Source organism: Fusibacter sp. 3D3, assembly GCF_001748365.1.
In the GTDB taxonomy this organism is placed as follows: Bacteria; Bacillota; Clostridia; order Peptostreptococcales; family Acidaminobacteraceae; genus Fusibacter_A.
Genome location: NZ_BDHH01000016.1, coordinates 25,519 through 42,262 on the forward strand (window position 1 = coordinate 25,519; position 16,744 = coordinate 42,262).

The 16,744-nt window shown below is 38.1% G+C and carries 13 protein-coding genes and 2 pseudogenes; all 15 read left to right on the top strand.

The features are described 5' to 3' along the window. Positions 1-26 precede the first annotated feature (26 nt). Entirely contained in the window at positions 27-884 is an 858-nt protein-coding gene (locus tag F3D3_RS16740; protein ID WP_069875601.1) for a DegV family protein, read from the top strand. A gap of 3 nt (positions 885-887) precedes the next feature. Then, positions 888-995: pseudogene (locus F3D3_RS24720) on the top strand (AraC family transcriptional regulator); the annotation flags it as partial. A gap of 313 nt (positions 996-1,308) precedes the next feature. Continuing rightward, a complete protein-coding gene (locus tag F3D3_RS16745; RefSeq protein WP_069875602.1) occupies positions 1,309-2,505 on the top strand; it encodes an ROK family transcriptional regulator in 1,197 nt (398 codons plus the stop codon). 435 nt (positions 2,506-2,940) lie between these two features. After that, positions 2,941-4,329, top strand: coding sequence for a 6-phospho-beta-glucosidase (locus F3D3_RS16750; RefSeq protein WP_069875603.1), 1,389 nt, complete (start codon positions 2,941-2,943; stop codon positions 4,327-4,329). Between the two features lie 58 nt (positions 4,330-4,387). Then, positions 4,388-5,344, top strand: coding sequence for an ROK family protein (locus F3D3_RS16755; RefSeq protein ID WP_069875604.1), 957 nt, complete (start codon positions 4,388-4,390; stop codon positions 5,342-5,344). 93 nt (positions 5,345-5,437) lie between these two features. Beyond that, a complete protein-coding gene (locus tag F3D3_RS16760; protein WP_069875605.1) occupies positions 5,438-6,439 on the top strand; it encodes a sugar ABC transporter substrate-binding protein in 1,002 nt (333 codons plus the stop codon). An 83-nt stretch (positions 6,440-6,522) separates the two neighbouring features. Beyond that, positions 6,523-8,019, top strand: coding sequence for a sugar ABC transporter ATP-binding protein (locus tag F3D3_RS16765; protein WP_069875606.1), 1,497 nt, complete (start codon positions 6,523-6,525; stop codon positions 8,017-8,019). Positions 8,020-8,023: 4 nt separating this feature from the next. Further along, positions 8,024-8,998, top strand: a complete 975-nt coding sequence (locus F3D3_RS16770; protein ID WP_069875607.1) for an ABC transporter permease — start codon at positions 8,024-8,026, stop codon at positions 8,996-8,998. Between the two features lie 12 nt (positions 8,999-9,010). After that, positions 9,011-9,979 (top strand): ABC transporter permease, encoded by a 969-nt coding sequence (locus F3D3_RS16775; protein WP_069875608.1) that lies wholly within the window; start codon positions 9,011-9,013, stop codon positions 9,977-9,979. A 157-nt stretch (positions 9,980-10,136) separates the two neighbouring features. Then, complete coding sequence (locus tag F3D3_RS16780) at positions 10,137-11,015, top strand: C40 family peptidase (protein WP_069875609.1); 879 nt, start codon at positions 10,137-10,139, stop codon at positions 11,013-11,015. Positions 11,016-11,230: 215 nt separating this feature from the next. After that, positions 11,231-11,395: pseudogene (locus tag F3D3_RS25005) on the top strand (CsbD family protein); the annotation flags it as partial. Positions 11,396-11,982: 587 nt separating this feature from the next. Next, the gene (locus F3D3_RS16785; RefSeq protein ID WP_069875610.1) at positions 11,983-13,551 is read left to right on the top strand and encodes a substrate-binding and VWA domain-containing protein; all 1,569 of its coding nucleotides are present in this window, start codon (positions 11,983-11,985) and stop codon (positions 13,549-13,551) included. Beyond that, positions 13,551-14,156, top strand: a complete 606-nt coding sequence (locus F3D3_RS16790) for a 5-bromo-4-chloroindolyl phosphate hydrolysis family protein (protein WP_069875611.1) — start codon at positions 13,551-13,553, stop codon at positions 14,154-14,156. Before F3D3_RS16785 ends, F3D3_RS16790 begins: the two co-directional genes overlap by 1 nt. Continuing rightward, entirely contained in the window at positions 14,156-15,226 is a 1,071-nt protein-coding gene (locus tag F3D3_RS16795; protein WP_069875612.1) for a substrate-binding domain-containing protein, read from the top strand. The genes F3D3_RS16790 and F3D3_RS16795 overlap by 1 nt, the downstream gene beginning before the upstream one ends. A gap of 24 nt (positions 15,227-15,250) precedes the next feature. Continuing rightward, positions 15,251-16,351, top strand: coding sequence for a toxic anion resistance protein (locus F3D3_RS16800; protein ID WP_084389118.1), 1,101 nt, complete (start codon positions 15,251-15,253; stop codon positions 16,349-16,351). Positions 16,352-16,744 lie beyond the last annotated feature (393 nt).

Sequence of the window (16,744 nt, forward strand, 5' to 3'; positions counted from 1 at the left end):
ACCCTTTAAAGATTGGAGCAGTAAATATGATTAAATTGATTACAGACAGTACGGCTTACTTGCCTAAGGCACTGATTGGAGACTATCCTATACGAATAGTTTCTCTAAGCGTCTTAATTGATGAGGATCTATTTATAGAAACTGAAACAGAGAATAAGGTATTTTACGCTCGAATGGCGCAGGGGCGGAGCTTTCCAAAGTCAGCTCAACCTAGTGTGGATGAAATGATGAAAGCTTTTGAAGAGGCTGTGTCTGAGGGGGATGATGTCATCGGAACATTTTTGTCTTCAGAAATGAGCGGCACTTATCAAACGGCTTGTATGGTCAGGGCACAGCTTTTGGAGAAGTACCCGAATGCTCAGATTGAGCTTATTGACTCTAGAACTAACTGCATGCAGTTGGGCCTTTGTGTGCTTTGTGGGGCAGAGTTGGCGGCTCAAGGTATGCCCCTAGAAATTGTTGCTCAGACCATGCGTGGCTATGTACATCAAAGTCGATTTGTTTTTTTACCCGAGACTTTAGATTACTTAAAAATGGGTGGACGCATTGGCGGCGCCCAAGCGGTAATGGGTAATATTTTGCAGATTCTGCCTATCCTTACCGTAAAAGACGGACGCACTGAGGTGCTTCAAAAGGTGCGAACAAAGAAGAAGGCAGTGGAGACTCTGTTACAAATTGCATTAGAGGACATAACACACTACGGCCTTAAAAACGTTGTGGTGCATCACATTGAAGCATATGAAGAGGGGCTAGCTTTGGCTCAGCGCCTTCAGGATGCTCTAGGTGTTCAAGTGTTAGTGGTGGATATCGGTCCGGTTATCGGTACCCACGTTGGACCTGGTGCAATTGGGATCGCTTATGATTTAGAGCAACCCTTTATGTAAATTGAAGTTTCAAATGTAGAACCAACTGGGATTATTAGCGCTTCCACTAATTTTTCGGAAGGAAGAATGCAAGAAAAGGGTGAACTGGATCATTACATTGGGGGAGCAACTCGTCCTACTTTGATTTAAGACCCATTATGGGGCAAAAAACGAGCCTAAAAAAGTCGTTTTTTGCTCTTTGATAGTAGGGGGAAAATGAATGACTGTTAACTTGAACACTTACTAACTTGAAAAATGTTTAAACCCATTATATAATGCTTAATGTACACTTTACTTTTGTATTTCGAAAATAGTGGTATAACCCCTAGGGAGATGTCCTTTACTTCTTAAAGTGGGGGGTTTATATTCCTAATTCAGTGGGGGTTACGAAGGTAGCGAAACGGACTGAGTATACGCTTTGATAAAGCGGAAGGATTGTATAAATATGAGTTACACAATAGCGGATCGGTATTTGATAAAAAAATTAAATACGAATTCAATTTTAAAGGTTGTCCTTGAAAAAGGCGCTGTCTCAAGAGCCGATATTGCCAAGATATTGAATTTAACACCAGCTACGGTCTCTAGTAATATCAATAGTCTAATAAGAGATGGACTTGTTCACGAAGTTGGTATTGGTTCATCAAATGGAGGCAGAAAGCCGATGATGATTGAATTAAATGAAAACGGAAAGCTTTTCATAGGTGTTGATATTCATAAAGATGGCGTTGAAGCAGCTATTGTAAATTTGGCAGGTAAAATTCTTGCAAGATCCGAAAGGCAGTTTAATGGTCACAGTACTGAGTTTGAAGATGATGTAGTAGCCTGCATTCGCAATGTTAGAGATTTCTTGCCCAATATGAAGTTGGACGGAATAGGAGTTGGTATGCATGGCATCGTGGATACGAATCAAAGCATTTCTATTTATGCGCCAGCCATGTCGAGAAGGAATATTGCATTAAAAGATTATATTGAAAAGAAGGAATCTCTGCCAGTTTTTATTGATAACGATGCTAATGCAATGGCTATTGGAGAAAGCTGGTTTGGCCAAGCAAAAGGGGTTAGAAATTATATTTTTCTTAATGTTGGTCGAGGCATTGGATCAGGTATTGTTATTAATGGAGAATTGTTTCATGGAAACCGCTATGCGGCAGGAGAGATAGGTCATATCCGCGTAGTCGAAAGCGGGAGGAGATGTGTTTGTGGGAAATATGGTTGCTTAGATACTGTAGCTACTGAGTACAGTATCATTAGAGATGTTATCAATGCGATCCATACAGGCGTGTCCAGTTCTATCACGGAGCTTTCGAAGGGCGATTTGAGTACAATAGATCTTAACATGCTGAAGGAAGCTGCAAGGCTTGGTGATAAATGCGTTCTTGAGGCATTAGATAAAATGGGGAGGTACATTGGTGTAGCGGTATCCTATGCGATAAATATGATGAATCCAGGGATGATTGTGTTCGGCGGTAGTATGTCTGTTTTAGGGGAATATATCATTGAATCCATAAGGTCAACTGCAATTAATTTATCTTTAGATGAATGTGCGGAAGGCGTATTTATTGTTATATCATCACTTCGAGATAATGCGGGAGTAGTAGGCGCTGCATCTTTAGGGATGCAAAATTTATTTAAGAGTACATAAAAGGCTGTTTCAAAGCTAACACAAGTTTTGTGCTCATACTTTAACCCTCTATTAATAAAAACGGAAGGAATTAAAGAAGACTTGTTTAGGGGCTGTTGCAAAGTTTAGGGGCTGTTGCAAAATAGCCCTCAAATAGAAAAAGGACTATGGCAAATCAAATCAGATTTGTTATAGTCCTTTTTTAGTCCTTTTTTAGATTTGCAACAGCGCCTTAGCGTTCGGATATAAAATAGGATAACCGCATTGAAAGCCCAAATAATACACCTTAGTTAATTTAGTTATTAAACGAAGTATGTTAACAATATGTAAAAAAGTTATTGAAATAATCGTTTTGCTATGATATTCTACAATAGAAAGTATAGTTACTAAATAAAGATAACGAATTTGCACTTGATTTTATACAATTCAAAAATCTACGATAAGGAGTGTGTGAAGATGAAAAAAGCAATTAAGATCGTAACCATTGGTGGTGGGAGTAGCTATACCCCTGAGCTGATTGAAGGGTTTATCAAAAGATTTGAAGAGCTACCAATCAAAGAAATTTGGCTCGTGGATATTGAAGATGGCAAAGAAAAACTGGAAATTGTTGGTGCTATGGCACAGAGGATGTGGGATGCATCGCCTTATGAGGTTAAAATACACACGACGTTGAATAGACAAGAAGCTTTAGTTGATGCTGACTTTGTAACAACACAATTTAGAGTTGGACTATTAGAAGCTCGAATAAAAGATGAAAGAATCCCTTCGTTACATGGCATGTTAGGTCAGGAGACTAATGGCGCCGGAGGTATCCTAAAAGCATTTAGAACAATACCGGTAATCAAGCAAATAGTAGAGGATATGAAGTTATATTGCCCAAATGCATGGTTAATTAATTTTACTAATCCAAGTGGCATGATCACTGAAGCTGTCATTAAGGCTTTTGGATGGCAGAAATGTATTGGGCTTTGTAATGTGCCTGAAATATCGATGATGAAAGAACCAGAAGTATTAGGAAAGAAGAGAGATGAACTCACATTTCGATTTGCAGGTTTAAATCATTTTCACTGGCATAAAATCTTTGATGATGAAGGTACTGAACTCACAGGAAAAATGATAGCCAATATCAACGCAAAAAACAATGGAACGCCAGCCAATATATACAGTGCTAAGTTTTCTATGGAAATGTTAAAATCTATGAATTTAGTCCCTTGCGGTTATCATAGATATTATTACAATGCTCAGGAAATGCTAGAACATGCACTGGAGGAATTTGCTGAAGGCGGGACTCGTGCTGAACAAATGCTTGCAGTAGAAGCAGCCCTCTTTGATCTATATAAAAATCCAGATTTGTGTAGTAAACCAGATCAGCTGGAAAAACGAGGAGGCGCGTATTATAGCAATGCGGCTTGTGAATGCATTAGTGCGATTTACAATGATAAGAAACTGCATATGGTCGTCAGCACTCAAAATAAGGGTGCCATCCCTTGCCTTGATTCTGAGTCTATCGTCGAGGTATCTTCAATAATTTCTGCATGTGGTGCTGAGCCAATTGTATGGGGGGAGATGAGACCCGCTGAAAAGGGTTGGTTGCAATTAATGAAAGCTATGGAGGCCTGTACAATTCAAGCGGCAATCAGTGGAGATTATGGTATGGCGCTTGAAGCTTTTACATTGAATCCACTGATTCAAAGTGGTGAAGAGGCTAAAGCTGTTCTGGATGAATTATTAGTAGCTCATGAGCAATATTTACCACAATTTAAAGAAAAGATTACGGAATTAAAGCGTATGGGAATAGCTTCAAAGGATTCTATCGTCATTGATTTGATGGCAAAGGGATTCTAGAAATATAACAAAGTACTATTATTTGCTAGAGTGTCAAATATTGAAATTTGGAGGTAACATGAAGTATTTAATTGGCGTTGATGTCGGAGGCACTAAAATTGCGTATGGATTGTTTGATGAAAACAAAGAACTGATTGCAAATATGAAAATAGATTCCGATGCTTCCATTTCGCCTGAGGCTTTTTTCGATCTTATTATTGACCATATTTACAAGTTGTTGAAAAACCAACAATTGACAATTGCAGATGTTTTGGGGATTGGAATGGGTTTACCTTCATACGTACATTTTGAAGAGGGGTATATTGTAAAAACAGGTAGTTTGCCCAGACTACACCATTTCCCGCTAAAGCGGTACTTGCAAGAGCAATTGGGAAATGAGATTAAAATTGTGATCGATAACGACGGACATGCTGGGGCTTTAGCGGAATACAGGTACGGCGTTGGAAAGCAATACAACAACTTTGTTTATTGCCCTGTAAGTACGGGCATATCATCGAGTTTTATTATTAATGGAGAGGTTTTCAGAGGGAGTTATGGTTGGTCAGGTGAAAGTGGACATATGTTAACGGGTGTTAATCTCAATAAAAGAAATGTATGTGGGTGTGATAATCCAGGCTGTTTCAACTCGCAATGCTCTGGCAAGATGATCGTGAACAGTGTTTTAGAGTGGATAGAAAATGGCGAGAAAACCATAATGACTGAGCTTGCTGGTGGCATAAATTATATAACAGCAGAACATATAGACAAGGCTTTTGATATGGATGATGTTCTTGCAAAAAGGGCTGTAGAGCAAATGGCACAGTATATGGCCATTTGGTTATTCAACATATATATGATCCTGAATATAAATTGCTTTGTTTTCAGCGGAGGTTTACTGTCAATGGGGGATAAATTGTTTGGACGTGTGAAGACCTTGTTTAACAGTTATAACAATATAGATTATCCAGTCTATTTTTTAGAAGCAAAATTAGGGGATCAATCTGGTGTCATTGGTGCCATGGAACTACTTTTTTAAACAAAAGACGGGTTACAATATGGGTGTATCTCTATGCTTGTGTCATTACAGGCATTTGGATAAATATGATTGAATTAAGGGGAGGCAATTAAAATGAAGATGAAAAAGATGAGCGTTTTATCCATAATCATGGTAATTTTCATGATTGGCGTGTTATCGGGTTGTACTAAGGCAACTGACGATACTGCTACAAAGGTCAATGATTCAGGGAGCACTAATGAAACGGCTGATGCTCCGGTTAAGGTGGCATTCATAGCCCAAAACATGGCAACAGAAGCGATGTCTTTTGCTGCAAAAGAGTTTGAAAAATATGGCGCGGATTATGGGTTTGAAGTGATCATTCTTGATGCTAAGGGAGATGCACAAATTAATGTACAAGCAGTAGATAATGCAGTTGCACAAGGGGTAAAAGCGATCTTTGTTACACCAAATGATGTAAATGCGATTATTCCATCATTGCAAAGTGCAAAAGAAGCTGGCGTTATAGTAGGCATGTTCTCTTCTGACTTACCTGAGGGGAGTCAAGAGGCGCGTGATTTCTTTGTTGGCGTAAATGATAACCAGGCTGGAGAGGCAGCAGCACAAGCCTTTATCAACCATTTTCCTGATGGCGCTAATATCGTTGAAATTGGTGGACAAGCTGGCCATGATGCCCAAAACAAGAGACATGATGGCTTTAACAATAAACTGGAAGGCACCAATATCAAGGTAATAGACTATAAAGCAACCCAGCAGTGGGCAACGGATCAAGCTATGGCTATTGCAGAGGACATGATTACCAAATATGGTTCAGAGATAGATGGCATATTCTGTCATTGGGACAATGGCGGCACTGGCGTTATTCAAGCTCTAAAGGCGGCAAAAATGGATCAAGTATATCTTGTGGCAGTAGATGGTTGTAGAGCTGGATTTGAACAAGTCAAAAGCGGTGAACAAAGCGTTACCATTATGCAGAACTTTTCAAACATGACCCAAAAATCTCTAGAATTAGCTAAGGATAAAATAGACGGCAAAGATGTTGAAAGTGTTAATTTTATTCCACTTGATATTGTTGATCTAGATAATATCGATACTTTTACTGCTCCTGAATGGTAAAGAACCTACGAAATATTACCAAGCTCGTCTCGGATAAAACCGATGCGAGCTTTATCTAAAACTATTTTGAAAGAGGGATCTTAATGCAAAACATAAAACAGGATGCGATTCTCAGTATTAAAAATGTTAGTAAATATTTTCCGGGTGTTAAAGCTTTAGATCAAGTTTCAATTGAAGTAGAACGCGGTACTGTCCATGGCATAGTAGGCGAAAATGGTGCAGGTAAATCGACTTTGATGAAAATATTGAGTGGTGTCCATTCTAAGGATTCTGGCACTATTATTTTTGATGGTGAGTTAGTTGAAAATACAACGCCAATTTTGTCCATGAAAAGCGGATTGAGCATTATCTACCAGGAGTTAAATCTTGTAAGCACGATGACCGTCGGTGAAAATATCTTTCTGGGTCGCTTTGGTGAACTTGGCGGCATAAAGCACGTTCATGAAAGAGCAAAGGCACTACTAAAGCGTATTGGCAGTCATGTTACCACGTATAAACTGGTTTCAGAGTTAAGTGTTTCAGAAAAACAGATGGTTGAGATTGCAAAAGCTTTGTCTTTTGATTCTAAGCTTATCATTATGGACGAACCCAGTAGTAGTCTTACTGCAGATGAGATGAAGGCGCTGGTCAAGATTATTCATCAGCTTAGGTTACAAGGCATTTCGATTATATATATCAGCCATAAGCTAGATGAAATTTTTGAATTTTGCAGTGTAGTGACTATAATGAGAGACGGGCATGTTATTGACTCAAAAAAAATTAATGAAATAACACGTAGTGAAATGATTACAAAGATGGTAGGGCGTACAATAGAAAATGAATACCCTAAACGACCAAATTGCGTTGGTGAAACGCTCATGGAGGTTCAATCTATCAATACAAAAAAACTTCGCGATATTGCCTTTAAATTGAATAAGGGTGAGATCCTTGGATTAGTTGGACTTGTGGGAGCCGGTCGAACTGAAATCGTTAGGGCTATATTTGGTGCAGATAAGATAAAAGGTCATAAAATTACCATTGATGGTAACCCTGTGAAAATTAGAAAGCCGAGCGATGCCAAAAAGGCTGGAATTGCATTGGTGACAGAAGATAGAAAGACTCAAGGACTGGTTTTACCCTTTTCAGTAGAAAACAATATATCGATGGCGACACTTGATAAAATATCAAAATATGGCTTTTTAAATAAATCAATGGAAGCTGAAATAGCAGAACGACATGTAAACTCACTAGGCATAAAAACGCCGTCTATTAAGACAACTGTAAAGAATCTATCGGGTGGCAATCAACAAAAATGTATCTTGGGGAGATGGCTGGAGATTAATCCACGTATTCTTATTCTTGATGAACCTACAAGGGGAATAGACGTGGGGGCTAAATATGAGATCTACCTTCTGATGAAACAAATAGTTGAAAGTGGAAGTGCCATTATTCTAATATCTTCAGAACTTCCAGAGGTTCTCAACATGAGCAACAGAGTACTTACGGTATGTGAAGGACGTATAACGGGTGAATTTGATCCGAATGATTCAACTCCAGACCAAATAATGAGTAAAGCATTCGCGTCTGAAAGAAAGGAATAGAATCATGACATCAAAATATGAATTTAAGAAAATATTTGAGTTAATATTCAAAGAATATTTGATATTAGGCGCAATCGCAATATTAGTTTTAGTCACTTCTATAGTACAGCCCGCTTTTCTTTCGGTAGGCAATTTGTCAAATGTCATTCGCCAGTTTGGACCGTTAATCATGGTAGCTCTTGGGATGACTTTTGTGATTATCGGAGGCTTTATTGACTTGTCGGTGGCGGGTATCATTTCGCTAGTGGCCGTTGCCACGGTCTATTTGATTGATATAGTTGGGCAAGGCCCTGCACTCATTATTGGCATAGGCATTGGAATTGCTTGTGGTATTTTGAATAGCGCTCTACTGCTGACAAGTGGTGCTTTGACTCAAGCTGAAGCCCTTTTCATTACTTATGGTATGAGTTTAGTATATGGTGCTTTGGCATTAATCATTAGTGGCGGATCAACGCAGCATATATTCTGGTCAGAAAACAACACAAGTCTATTTGAGTTAATAGGATCAGGAAGTGTTGGATTTTTTTCAATATCATTTATCTTATTTTTAATATGTCTATTGATATTATATTTACTTCAAAATTATACGTATGCAGGCAGAGTAATGCGCTTGACTGGCGGCAATAAAACAGCTGCAGAATTATGTGGCGTCAATATTAACCGAAGTATCATTTTTATATATGCAATATCAGGTCTAATGTCTGCCATTGGATCGATAGTCCTTATATCCAGGGTTACAACGGCATCTCCTGTAATCGGAATGGGTTATGAAACAAATGCAATTCTTGCTGTAGTTGTGGGTGGGACGACTCTTGCAGGCGGTAAAGGCAGTGTCATGCGTACTGTACTTGGGACTATGTTAGTGATACTTTTGTCAAATTGTATGAACTTATTGGGCGTCTCTGTTTACTTACAGTATGTTTTAAAAGGAGCGATTCTGGTTATTGCCATTTGGATGGACAACCGAAAGCAGAGTTAGGAGGAATATGTAATGAACATCTTAGGATACTGTAAAAAGCTATTATCCATTGTCAATAAACAAAAAGCTTTTCTGGCATTAATTTTAATGTTTACAGCAATGCTCTTTTTTAAAACAAACTTTTATACGCCTCTTAATCTTATAAATCTGATGAAATCAGGGTCCGTATTGTTAATCCTAGCCTTTGGCATAACAATTGTCTTAGTGGCAGGTGGTGCTGATCTGTCCATAGGCGGCGTGATGGTGGTATCAGGAATCGTAGCAATAAAACTCATGAATGCTGATGTACCAATGGCAATTGCCATAATTTGCGCGCTCTTAGTGGGCGTTGTTGTGGGCATGATTAACGCTTTCTTTTCTGTATATCAAAAAACAGAACCCTTTATAATAACATTAGGCATGGGCATGTTGCTCACAGGCATCGCTCAACAATTGACGGATGCTCATCCTGTATCAAGTAAGAATCCAGGATTTTTACTATTGTCTAATGGTAAGTTGTTTAATCAAATCCCAAATCAAGTTATCGTGATGATCGGTGTATTTGTACTCACCTTTTTTATACTGCGTTACACTTCTTTTGGAAGAAATTGCTATGCCATTGGTGGTGATTATGAAGTGGCCAAATATTCTGGCATTAATGTAATGCGCACAAAGGCACTCGCATATGTTTATAGCGGTACTATAGCGGCTTTAGGTGGTATTATGCTTTCATCTATGTTGAATTCAGGCAATTCTACCTATGGTGAGAATACGGCGCTACTGGTCAATTGTGGGGTAGTCGTTGGAGGCACATCGTTTGCAGGTGGTATTGGCGGCGCTCAACACTCCTTAATCGGATTGCTCGTATTTGCAGTGTTACAAAACGCCATGAATATGGTAGGGGTAGATTCTTATGTTCAACTACTTTTTCAAGGCATAGTGACAGTTGGAATCATTTGGTTAGATTCGTACGGTAGGAAGAAAAGAAGAGAAATGGTGTAGTAAATCCGTGGCGAGTTACGTGGCGTACGTGGTACGTGACGAAACACGTGACGAAACAATTATTTTAAGGTTGATAAATAACGGTTCATATGATAAAGTTTCAATGATAGTTAAAGTGTGAAATATAGGATCAAATTTGAAATGAAGAGGAGATACGATGAAACGAATCATAATGACCACCCTACTATTAGCTGGAATGGTTTTCACGAATAACATAGGGAGTGCTGACGCTTATAGTACAGTTGAAGTAAACGTAGATGCATTAAATATAAGAGAAAATAACAGTATAGAATCCAATGTTATTGGGCGCGTACATGATGGCCATATTCTTACGGTTGTTGGTGAAGCTGACGACTGGTATCAAATATTTGTTAATGAAAATCAAATGGGTTATGTAAAGCAAGAGTTTTGCTTGATAGAGAGTGGTTATGTGAAGGGGACTATTTCATCACAACGTGTAAATATGCGAGAAAAAGCCACTACGAGTAGCGATATTGTAATACCAAGCCTGTCTGAAGGTACAGCGCTACAGGTTTTATCCAAAGCTGATGGGTGGTACAAGGTTGTATGTGATGAAAAAACGGGTTATATTCGTTCGGATTTAGTTGAAATAGAGTTATCTTTAATGGAGAGCTCAACTATTAGTGATCGAGATGCATTAATAAATTTTGCTAAGAAGCAACTTGGCAAGCCATATTCATGGGGAAAATCGGGTCCAGATTCATTTGATTGTTCTGGTTTTGTAGGCTATGTCTATCGAAGCGTTTACGATAAGGATCTAGGTCATAGTTCTTCTGGAATGAGCAAATTGGGTGTGGCTTTAGAAAAATCAGAACTTGCTTCTGGCGATCTTGTTTTTTTTGCTACTGATGGAGGCACTAATATTAATCATGTGGGTATTTACGTAGGTGATGGCAACTTTATTCATGCCTCGTCTTCAAGTAGTAATGGGTATCAGGTGACGATTTCAAAACTTGATTCTGGTTTTTATGATAGAGAGTATATAACGGCAAGAAGAATAGATCTAAATAATTAAAGTTAGAAAGGCCTTTACCTATTAGTATTTGTTAAAAGAAATGGCCTAAAAATAATAAAGAGTAGCCTAAGATATTAAATGATCTTAGGTTATTTTATTATAACCCTTGCGCAAGGGTTACGAATGTAGCGAAGCGGACTGAGTATACGCTTTGATGCTCAATCAATTCAGATTACACAGGAGGATAAAAATGAATGAATCAATTTTAAAAGGAAATGTGGAAACAAGTCAAAGGAAACGTCAAAAAACAATAGGAACAGCTTACAGATGATGACATTGATGTCGTTGAAGGTGATATAGAGATACTTTCAGGGAAAATTCAAGAGAAATATGGTAAGTCTAAGGACGAGGCAGATGAGGCAATTAGAAAATTTGAAAAAGGGCAATTAGTCAGAGATGATATGGGCAAAGGTGCTGCAATTGGCGGAACACTAGGTGGTGCTGTTGCAGGTGGGCTTATAGGTGCTTTGACAGAGATGGGAGTCGATTTGATTCTAGGCTGAGTGGCTTTATTGACACAGAATTACTTTATCATGATGAGGAACAAGAATGATACATGATACAGCATTGGAATTCTAAAGACGACTTAAAGGAAGCTTCAAAAAAGATTTTTAATGATAAAGATGCTGAGCACTTTGTAAACGCCCTTAACAAGCAAAGCGTCAAAATGTTTATAATGCCGCAAATAGGGACTTGGGTAAACCTTTTGTAAAGGCATGGACGACGGCAGGTTTTTAGATCATAAAGCAAGATCTATCAACTTGTTTTTTTTTGACCTTTACACCATACCAGCCCTGTTAAAACTCAAATATGTGCACAGTGTTAAGTCTGTGTTAGGTTTGTATTAGAAAGATGTAATTTTGTCTTATAGACTACTTTTTTAACGTTTATTCAATTGTTTAAGTGAAATTTTTGGAGTATCATTTCATTAAGAATATTGATAAACCCACAAAAAAAGGGAGAAAATATGAGAAAATTAATATTAATAGTGGTTTTAATGGTGGGCATCATGATTTCATTATCGGGATGCGGTACAAAAGAGAAACTCATCATCATTTCTGGTTCTGAAAACGAAACCCTTGAACCTATTTTAGAGTCTTTTCAAAAGCAATATGGCATTGAAATTGAGATGAAATATGAGGGTTCAGTTGACATGATGATGCAAATGCAAACAGATGAAATCCTTCAATATGATGCCATATGGCCAGCTAACAGTCTCTGGATCGCTATGGGGGACCAAGAGCACAAGATTAAACACACCACATCGATTATGACTTCACCAATCGTTATTGGTGTGAGAAAAAGTCTCGCTGAAGATTTAGGACTGGTTGACAAGGAAGTTTCCATAAAAGATTTACTGACCCTAATCAACAATGACAAATTGAAATTTATGATGACATCAGCAACGCAGTCGAACTCAGGTGCATGCGCTTATATTGGATTTATAAATGCATTACTGGGCAATCCTGATACGATCACACTTGAGGATTTAAAAAATGAACAACTCACTTCCGACATCACCCATCTACTGAGTGGCATCAACCGTTCATCTGGCAGTTCTGGATGGCTTAAGTCATTATTTTTAGAAGGCCATTATGATGCTATGATCAATTATGAAGCTTTGATTATAGAAACAAATCAAGCATTAGTGAAGGCCAATAGAGAACCACTTTACGCCATTTATCCTTATGATGGCTTGGCCGTCGCAGATTCACCACTTGGCTATGTCAATAACGGTGATAAAAAGAAAGAAGAGGCATTTTTACAGCTTCAAGAATACTTGTTGAGTGATGCTGTACAAAAGGAAATTCTTGCACTTGGAAGGCGTACTGGTTTTGGCGGGACGGTTACAGGTGCCAACAAAGAGATTTTTAATCCTGAATGGGGGATCGATGCAGGGAAAACCATATCCGGCATACGTATGCCAAGTGCTGAAGTCATCAGTGAAGCGTTATTGCTCTATCAAACTGAATTTAAAAAACCGAGTTTTACCGTATATTGTTTAGATTATTCAGGCAGTATGGAAGGCGAGGGCGAAGAGCAACTTAAGCAAGCGATGGCGATGATCCTTAACCAAGAGATTGCATCAAAATATTTGCTTCAATCAACTCAGAAGGATATCACAATTATCGTGCCGTTTAATCATGATATTATTGATGCGTGGGCAGTTGAAGGGAACGATCAATCAAAGCTCAACGAATTGATCGATAGAATTAATGACTTAAAGCCTGATGGCGGAACGGATATTTATACCCCTTCAATGTATGCGCTTGATCTTATTTCCCAAAACAAATATGAAGACTATATTCCTGCTGTCGTTTTACTTACAGATGGCAACTCAAACGAAGGGCGATCTTTTGATGCGTTAAAGCAGCACTATGAAGATATTGGTGTGGATATTCCAATATTCTCAATTCTCTTTGGGGATGCGTCAGAAGATCAATTGAAAGAAATCGAAAAACTTACATTGAGTCGTATTTTTGATGGCAAAGAGGACCTAATCAGTGCTTTTAAAAAAGCAAGGGGGTACAATTGATGAAAAAAAAGGGTATGACAGACATACTCAGCGGGTTGACGGCTGGAGGTGTTTTTTTACTGTTTTACTTATTGTTGCGTTCAAATGTATTCATATCACTTGGATTAGGTATCTTGAGTTTCATCGGAGGTCAGTTTTTGTTTCCTAAAAAAGAAGCCTCACTCGAATTCATAGTCGATGGGCTTACTCGGGCAGACGTGGATGAAGTTATACGCGCTGGCAAAGAAAAAGTCAATTCCATAGAGAAACTGAATAAATCTATTGGAAACACACAGGTTCAAGATGAAATTTATAGCATTTGTGCCACTGCGAATGCTATATTTGAAGATTTTAAAGAAGACCCTAAAGATGTTAAGACTGCAAGAAAATTTTTATCCTATTATCTGGATACCACAGAACGCATTTTAGATCGTTATGTGATGATAAGCAATAAGAAGATAAGGGATGGCGAGATAGATGTGACACTTACCAAGGTGGAAGAAATGTTGAGTTTAATAGATGAAACTTTTAAAAAACAAATGAGAAAACTTCTTGAAGATGATATTCTGGATTTAGATGTGGAACTTGAAGTACTTGAAAAAACCATAAAAGCGGAGGGCATATAGTGAAAACCAAAATCATAGGAATCGCTATTTTTATAGTGATTGCAGTTATAGCCATCGTGACAATTGGCAATGGGGGGCATAAGCAAAACATAACGCTCTCGGGTTACATTGGTGGCGAAAAGCAAGGTTTTTTTGAAGATGAAGCCATTCAAAAGGTATTAAAAAATAAATATGGCATCATTGTGGACTATACAAAAGCAGGATCAGTGGAAATGGTAAGATATAATGATTATGAGAATGTTGATTTTCTCTTCCCTTCTAGTCAGATGGCCTTAGAGATTTTTAAGAGAGAAAAAGGCAGTCTGCTCAAAAAAAGTGAAAAGGTTTTTAATTCCCCCATAGTAATTTACAGTTGGGATGAAGTTGCTTCTGCACTGGAAACAGAAAGCTATGTGACAAAGAGAGGCGATACGCTTTATCTATCTGACTTTCAGGGTCTTATCAAAGGGATAGAATCAGAAAAGACTTGGAAAGATATAGGACTTAGTTTATACGGTAAGATCAATATTATCTGCACTGATCCAAACAAGTCGAATTCAGGCAATATGTATCTAGGGCTTTTAAGCAATGTACTCAATAACTTGGAATTGGTTGAAACAGATGATGTGAACACCGTGGGCCCTAGGGCAAAAGCAATTCTAGACAAGCTTGGCTATATGGATTATTCATCAGGTAATTTGTTTTCCAGTTATATAGAAAAAGGGATGGGTAATGGGCCGTTAGTTGTTGGCTATGAGAATCAGTTGGTTGAATTTGCTTTAGATAATCCAGATATTTGGGAGAAAGTAAAAAATCGCGTGGCAATTCTGTACCCAGAACCTACGATTTGGTCGGAACATACGGTGATCGCATTAAGTGATCATGGTAAATTGCTGATAGAAGCCTTACAGGATGAAGAAATTCAAAAAATGGCATGGGAGAGACATGGTTTTAGAACAGGGCTTGTAACCAGTGATGCTGATCAAGAAATTATTAAGACCGTCGGTATACCTGAGAATATAGACAGTGTTATGCCACTGCCAAAGGCGGACGTTATGGAAGCGTTAATGCAGATTTTTGAAGAACAGTAAAAAAACAATTTGGAGGAACCCAATATGGAGCATTTAACATTAGCAAATCAGTCATTAACATCCATTGATACCATGACAAAAGAAATTACTGAATATGAAAAAATGAGTTCTCAAGAAAAATCCAAAGTGGATAAAATTGTTGCAGACATGGATTTATCAGACTCTGCCGCTGTTTTACAATTTGGATTACAAGCTCAAAGTAATATCTCCAATTTTTCAAACAACATTTTAAATCAAGTGCGATCTAAAGACAGTGGGGCAGTTGGTGAAATTCTCTCGAATCTCATCGTGAATGTCAAAAATATTGAAGTCGATCAGATAGGCGGCAGTCACGGCTTTTTAGGATTGTTTGACGGCTTTAAGAAATCCGCTCAAAAATTCATGGCAAGGTATGAAAAAATTGGTGTTCAGATTGATAAAATTGTAGACGAACTGGACAAATCGAGAATGCAACTTCTCAAAGACATCACACTTTTAGACAATTTATACGCTAAAAATCTGGAGTATCACAGGGAACTGGAATACTATATTATTGCGGGTGAAAAAAAGATAGAAGAACTTAAAAACGTTACGATTCCAGACCTGAAATCGAAAGCTATGGAAAGCGGTGACCCAATTGAGGCTCAAATCGTCAATGATTATAACCAGATTCTAAACCGTTTTGAAAAGAAGGTCTATGACTTGAAATTGAGTCGCGCCATTGTGCTCCAAACTGGGCCACAGGTTAGATTGATCCAAGGCAATGACCAAGTATTGGTTGAGAAAATTCAGAGTTCAATTTTAAATACCATACCACTTTGGAAAAATCAGATTGTTATTGCCATTTCGCTTTTTAGACAAGAGAAAGCACTTAAACAGCAAAAAGAAGTTTCTAAAACAACGAATGAGCTACTGCTTAAAAACTCAGAATTGCTTAAACAAAATTCGATAGAAGTTGCAAAAGAATCTGAAAAGGGTATAGTAGAAATAGAGACATTGAAGAAAGTCAATCAAGATCTGATAGACACAATCGAAGAAACGCTTAACATCCAAAAAGAAGGCAGTGAAAAACGTAAACAGGCCGAAGTAGAACTTAAAGAAATGGAAAAGCAACTCAAGGAAAAATTGATTGAAATTCGGGAATAGTAAAGAGGGGGGAGTGATCCCCTCTTTTGTTTTAATGCATCACAGACGATACGTTTATAGAGCGCATGGTCTTAGGATCATAATTAAAGTAGGTTGGGTTTTACAAAAGTCGGTGCCTGATAAACGGAGAAATTATCAGATTTGAAACCCAAAAGGAGGGCAAAATTAAAAATAAAACGGTGCAGACAGTCATTCAAATGAATGATAGTCATGCCTATTTTGATTTACATACGGACCGTCGATTTTCAAGAAAAGGGCATCAGATGTAATTGAGCAAGGCGTCCCGCGGAAATATGGAATCCAAAGAAGTGAAATGAAAATACATGCAGTTGAGGTCGTGCAAGCATACCTAGTGAAGCATAAACCCTTGCATGCAGAACTTCGTGGAACGTA

Bases quoted from the DNA above. Each gene is read 5' to 3' on its own strand.
- F3D3_RS16740 (WP_069875601.1), top strand. From the start codon at position 27: ATGATTAAATTGATTACAGACAGTACGGCTTACTTGCCTAAGGCACTG.
- F3D3_RS16745 (WP_069875602.1), top strand. From the start codon at position 1,309: ATGAGTTACACAATAGCGGATCGGTATTTGATAAAAAAATTAAATACG.
- F3D3_RS16750 (WP_069875603.1), top strand. From the start codon at position 2,941: ATGAAAAAAGCAATTAAGATCGTAACCATTGGTGGTGGGAGTAGCTAT.
- F3D3_RS16755 (WP_069875604.1), top strand. From the start codon at position 4,388: ATGAAGTATTTAATTGGCGTTGATGTCGGAGGCACTAAAATTGCGTAT.
- F3D3_RS16760 (WP_069875605.1), top strand. From the start codon at position 5,438: ATGAAGATGAAAAAGATGAGCGTTTTATCCATAATCATGGTAATTTTC.
- F3D3_RS16765 (WP_069875606.1), top strand. From the start codon at position 6,523: ATGCAAAACATAAAACAGGATGCGATTCTCAGTATTAAAAATGTTAGT.
- F3D3_RS16770 (WP_069875607.1), top strand. From the start codon at position 8,024: ATGACATCAAAATATGAATTTAAGAAAATATTTGAGTTAATATTCAAA.
- F3D3_RS16775 (WP_069875608.1), top strand. From the start codon at position 9,011: ATGAACATCTTAGGATACTGTAAAAAGCTATTATCCATTGTCAATAAA.
- F3D3_RS16780 (WP_069875609.1), top strand. From the start codon at position 10,137: ATGAAACGAATCATAATGACCACCCTACTATTAGCTGGAATGGTTTTC.
- F3D3_RS16785 (WP_069875610.1), top strand. From the start codon at position 11,983: ATGAGAAAATTAATATTAATAGTGGTTTTAATGGTGGGCATCATGATT.
- F3D3_RS16790 (WP_069875611.1), top strand. From the start codon at position 13,551: ATGAAAAAAAAGGGTATGACAGACATACTCAGCGGGTTGACGGCTGGA.
- F3D3_RS16800 (WP_084389118.1), top strand. From the start codon at position 15,251: ATGGAGCATTTAACATTAGCAAATCAGTCATTAACATCCATTGATACC.